Raw genomic sequence first — 3,951 nt, 5'->3', positions numbered from 1 at the left:
CTGTCTTTAATTCCAATTTTAACATTAACATCTTGAGAATATCCAATCCCAGATTTTAAAAATCCTATAAGTACAAAAAATAAAATATAGTTTCTCATATTGCTGTTATTCAAATTGTTGCCAACGTGATTGTGTATGTTTAGTTGCGTGATTAAGCAACTAATTTAGTAAACAAAAACGAACGCGAGAAAATTCCGAAGGAATTTTCAAAATAAGCACTTGCCAAAGCAATTAATTAAACACGGTGTTAGCCACTGGCTTTAATTTTAATAATCTTGAATTAAAACTTCAGTTGGGATATGTAGATTGGTATTCAGTTTTCGAATCATAGATAAAGTCAGTTTTCGTTTTTTATTTAGTATTTCACTTACTCTGCTTTTAAATCCAACAACTTCTGCTAAATCTTTTTGATTCATTCCCATTTGTTCCATTCGGAACTTAATTGCCTCGATTGGGTCGGGCATTCCGATTGGAAAATTTTCATTTTCGTATCGGTCAATCAAGATTGAAAGGATTTCCAATTCGTCTCCTTCTTCCGTTCCTTTTTTTGCATCAAAAATATCCTCAAGTCTGCCGAGTGCTTTTTGATAGTCTTTTTCGTTTCTAATCGGTAATATTTTCATAATCAGATGTTATTTGCGTCAATTTTGTCATATTCTGCGTGAGTTCCAATAAACCTTATCCAGCATATTCCGTATTCAAAGTTGAATTTTACAATCAAGCGATAATTATTACCTTTAATGTTGTAAACAATTCGATTGTCTTTTAAAATACTCGCACTTGGATATTCATTTTTTAAATCGTTAATATTTTTCCATTCGGATTTTTCGGTTTCTCTATACCACGATTTTAATTGTTCTTCACAATCAGCGTGTTTTTCCCAAAAATCTCGTAAAGTTCGTTTTGCTATTACCCGCACATTATACTTGTTTGACGCAAATATACTAAAAAAGTTACCAATTTGGTAATTATCTCAATTTTTTTCAACTTGTGGCTAACGGTTTTGTATATGGAAAGTAGCAGATTAAATAGCTATACATTTCCGATAGACGAAAGATAATGAAAAAGCGCAAACCAAATGGCTTGCGCTAATCCTGCTATTTTTTATATACGTTGTTAGGCATTGGCTTTTCTAACACGAATTGAATTCTTCCTGTGATTAGGGAATTTTATTAAAACTCTAAATCAGCAACTAAATCAAATTCATCATAAATCGCTTTGTCTTTTAATCCATCAAAGAAACTTGTAGAGCCATATCTTACATCGAATTTTGTTCTATCTATTTTTAATGATACATTGGCTTTACTTCCGTAAACTGAAATATTAAATGAAACAGATTCTGTTTTTCCTTTAATAGTTATGTCTCCCGTCACTTCATATGAGTTTTTACCTGTAGATTCTACTTTCGTAAAAATCAAAGATGCTGTTGGGAATTTTTCAACTCCAAAGAAATCATCAGATTTTAGATGACCTTCTAGTTTTCCTTTGTACTCACCTTCTAAATCAGTATTAGTAATAGTTGACATATCCATAATAAAACTTCCTCCAGTCAATTTATCTTCATTAAAATTTAGGTGTCCAGATTTAATTGCGATGACGCCTTCATGAGAACCAGTTACTTTATAACCTTTCCATACGACTTTACTGTTTTCTACATTAATTTCTTTTTTATCTCCTTCTGCTGTTGTAAAAGAAAATGTCATAAATGCTACGATTACTAGTGTAGCTATGTTTTTAATTGAATTTTTCATTTTTATTATTTTTAAATAGTTAATATTATAAATTATGCTCCGTAGTAAAATTTCTCTTTAATTATCTTTCCATCTTTCCAGTCTTGTACAGCAACTTGAGTGTAATTTTTAACTCCCCAATCTTTGTGAGTGTAATCAAAATGCCATTCTACCATTGTTGTGTTTTCGCCAATAGTTACTTTTAAAGGTTGAGCGCCTCTAAATTCTGTAATAGCTCCAAAGAAATCTTCTTCACGTTGTCTATTGGCAATTTTTCCCTCAACAATTGGATTGTCGTTTTCTTGCATAACCACGTCATCATGATAAAATTGATCAAAAGCCTCTAAAGCTTTTCCTTCAAGTATCATGTCATTAATTGTGCTGATTTGTTCTAATAATGTATTCATCTTTTTTTGTTTTAAATATTATAGTACAAATGTCTAAAACAATGAACAGATAGAAAATGATGTAGATTATGAAATGATGTTAATCTAGTTTAACATCTATTGATTTTGTATGATTTGGCTTTTAATCTTGCTTAAGAACTCTTTGGTGACACCAAGATAAGAAGCAATCATATATTGAGGTACACGTTGTTCAATTTTTGGATTAGTATCTTTAAAAATAAGATAGCGTTCTTTTGCTGATAGACTGAAATTTCTAATAATACGATTTTGTGAAGCTATAAATGCTCGTTCAACAATCTTTCTAAAAAGACGTTCGAGTTTGGGGACCTGTTTATATAGCTCTTCAAGATTATCGTGGGTAAATTGAATAAGTTGGGTATTCTCTAAACATTGAACGTTAAAGTCGGCAGGAGTTTGAGTTATAAAACTTCCTAAATCTGATGCCCACCAATCTTCAATGGAGAACATCACTATATGTTCTTGACCTTCTTTGTCCATATAAAATGTTTTTGTACATCCAGAAATAATGAAATTGGCACTTTTACAGATATCTCCTTGTTGTGCTATGTATTGATCTTTGAGATATTTTCTATGAACTATTTTAGAAAGTAAAATGTTTTCCTCTTCAACAGTTAAGCTGATAAATTTATTTATATATTCTAATAAAGGCTTATTATTCATAGGTATTTTCGGCTTATGCCTAATGGTTTTGTGTATGGTTAGTTGCGTGTTTAAGCAACTAATTTAGTAAACAAATACGAACGCGAGAAAATTCCGAAGGAATTTTCAAAATAAGCACTTGCCAAAGCAATTAATTAAACACGGTGTTAGCCTTTCGTTATTAATTTCTTCTAATGAGTCTAAAGTTTATTTAAGTGAACTCTTCTTCCATATTTCATAATAATTAAAGAAGTAATTTCATTCGAGCTATCTCTTATAAACTCTCCTTTAAAGTAAATATCAGTTTGACCAAATATCTTATCTGTTGTTTCAAAATAGAAAAAATCCATATCTTCAAGATCTCCATTCATAACGCCAACTAAGTCATTGTCTTGTATCTGAATTTTATAGTTCCAATCAGGAAATTGACCATCAAAACCTTCAACCTTTACAACCTTAAAAGTACCCACATATTCATTTAGTTGTGCCGTTGTTAGATCAACTAAATTATGAGGTATAAAATCGGGAAGCGGTTCATTACTTTCAACAAGTGCTTTAATTTGTTTGTATGCATTAATTGCGTTTTCTCTAAATTGCATAACATGATAACTTGCCAAATTTTCCCAGCCAGCATTTTGGTATAGATTTACATCATTTTTATAGTAAGGGTCATTCAGGAAAAAATCAATCATCTCATCTTCTAATTGAGGTCGTTTTAATCTGTAATACCAATCTTTACTTTTGGCTAACTCGTCCATCACTCTATCTGTAATATAGTCCATTCGATTATCGAACTTATCTATTTCGTATTTGTTATAAATATAGATCTCGTTTAATGGCTCAATAACTGCTTTTAGCTTTTTTGGAACATTATTAATATTTTCTGTGAGGTTAGCATATCCATTTTCATGAATTTTCATATGAAAAGCGTTCATAATAGCATATCTTAAAGCACTTTGATGGTCATTTTTATAATCATCATAGGTTAGTTTATCTGTTTGTATTAAGTTAATGATTGAATCTTTTGTTTTATAATAGGCAATTAGTTCGTCCGATTTTTGAATATCTAGTCCTAAATCATGTTGTACTTCTTTTAAAATAGAAACAATCTTATTTTCGGTTTTACGCTGTTCGTTTTTATTATTTATTTGAAG

Annotated in this window: 6 protein-coding genes; all 6 read right to left on the bottom strand. The window is 30.3% G+C overall.

Annotated elements, in window-relative coordinates; genetic code table 11:
- Window positions 1-266 precede the first annotated feature (266 nt).
- Complete coding sequence (locus WBN21_RS03355) at window positions 267-623, bottom strand: helix-turn-helix domain-containing protein (RefSeq protein WP_424197884.1); 357 nt, start codon at window positions 621-623, stop codon at window positions 267-269.
- 2 nt (window positions 624-625) lie between these two features.
- Complete coding sequence (locus WBN21_RS03350) at window positions 626-919, bottom strand: type II toxin-antitoxin system HigB family toxin (protein WP_424197883.1); 294 nt, start codon at window positions 917-919, stop codon at window positions 626-628.
- A gap of 253 nt (window positions 920-1,172) precedes the next feature.
- On the bottom strand, window positions 1,173-1,751 hold the full coding sequence (locus WBN21_RS03345; RefSeq protein WP_424197882.1) for a YceI family protein: 579 nt from the start codon (window positions 1,749-1,751) through the stop codon (window positions 1,173-1,175).
- 32 nt (window positions 1,752-1,783) lie between these two features.
- Complete coding sequence (locus tag WBN21_RS03340) at window positions 1,784-2,137, bottom strand: SnoaL-like domain-containing protein (protein ID WP_424197881.1); 354 nt, start codon at window positions 2,135-2,137, stop codon at window positions 1,784-1,786.
- Window positions 2,138-2,233: 96 nt separating this feature from the next.
- On the bottom strand, window positions 2,234-2,818 hold the full coding sequence (locus WBN21_RS03335) for a Crp/Fnr family transcriptional regulator (RefSeq protein ID WP_424197880.1): 585 nt from the start codon (window positions 2,816-2,818) through the stop codon (window positions 2,234-2,236).
- A gap of 179 nt (window positions 2,819-2,997) precedes the next feature.
- Window positions 2,998-3,951 (bottom strand): hypothetical protein (locus WBN21_RS03330; RefSeq protein WP_424197879.1); only part of this gene is annotated, 954 nt, incomplete at its 5' end.

Origin of the sequence: Algibacter sp. (genome assembly GCF_049667265.1) — a bacterium.
GTDB lineage: Bacteria > Bacteroidota > Bacteroidia > Flavobacteriales > Flavobacteriaceae > Algibacter_B.
The sequence above is the reverse complement of the archived record's forward strand: the minus strand, read 5'-3'. Positions and strand labels throughout refer to the sequence as shown.

Coding starts and splice junctions, on each gene's coding strand:
- WBN21_RS03355 (WP_424197884.1), bottom strand. CDS start 623: ATGAAAATATTACCGATTAGAAACGAAAAAGACTATCAAAAAGCACTC.
- WBN21_RS03335 (WP_424197880.1), bottom strand. CDS start 2,818: ATGAATAATAAGCCTTTATTAGAATATATAAATAAATTTATCAGCTTA.
- WBN21_RS03340 (WP_424197881.1), bottom strand. CDS start 2,137: ATGAATACATTATTAGAACAAATCAGCACAATTAATGACATGATACTT.
- WBN21_RS03345 (WP_424197882.1), bottom strand. CDS start 1,751: ATGAAAAATTCAATTAAAAACATAGCTACACTAGTAATCGTAGCATTT.